The 641-nt window shown below is 30.4% G+C and carries 1 protein-coding gene; it reads left to right on the top strand.

Going from position 1 to position 641, the window contains the following annotated elements:
* Positions 1 to 50: 50 nt before the first annotated feature.
* The coding region (locus CLPUN_RS11400) for a hypothetical protein (RefSeq protein WP_423237295.1) at positions 51 to 641 on the top strand (591 nt) is incomplete at its 3' end.

The raw sequence follows: 641 nt of genomic DNA, 5'->3' as shown, positions 1-641 counted from the left end.
ACATGGGACGAAATTAGAACATATGATTAAGAAAAGGAGATGGATGTAAAATGCAAAAGACAGCGAATTTTGGTCTTAATAAGCCAGACTATAACAATGTAGCCGATATTTTCCCAGCAGTAAGTGACAATATGGATATTATAGATAAAGAAATGGGAGAAATGAGTAGTAAAGTAGATAATTTAAAATTGGATGCAGCTAATGTAACATTTACGAGTTCAATTACAGCATTTAGCCAGCTAGGTAAAAACAAAGTAAATTTAGCATTAGATTATCTTTTTCAATTAGCCAATAATGGTAAACAATACTGGGTAGACGTTATTGGTTGGCCTTTAGTAATTACAGATACATTTGCTACCCTAAAAAGTAAAACTCAAATAATTAAGAATACTATAGCCACAAATATAGTAAGTAAAGGCATAGCTGCTAATAATACAGATTCTTTAAGTAGTTTAGCGGATGCAATTAGTAGAATTAGTATAGAAAGTTTAGGAGGGCTAAGATATCAAAGAATAGAATATTTACCCAGTGATATTCTTATACAAGATAGTGGTAATGGGATAGAAGGTACAGCTCTAAAAAAAGTACTTCCTATATCATTCACTCCTAAATATATGATAGTAAATATTCAAAGTATACAA

Origin of the sequence: Clostridium puniceum (assembly GCF_002006345.1) — a bacterium.
In the GTDB taxonomy this organism is placed as follows: Bacteria; Bacillota; Clostridia; order Clostridiales; family Clostridiaceae; genus Clostridium; species Clostridium puniceum.
Note: the sequence above shows the minus strand (reverse complement) of the source record. Positions and strands in the feature narration are given on the sequence as shown.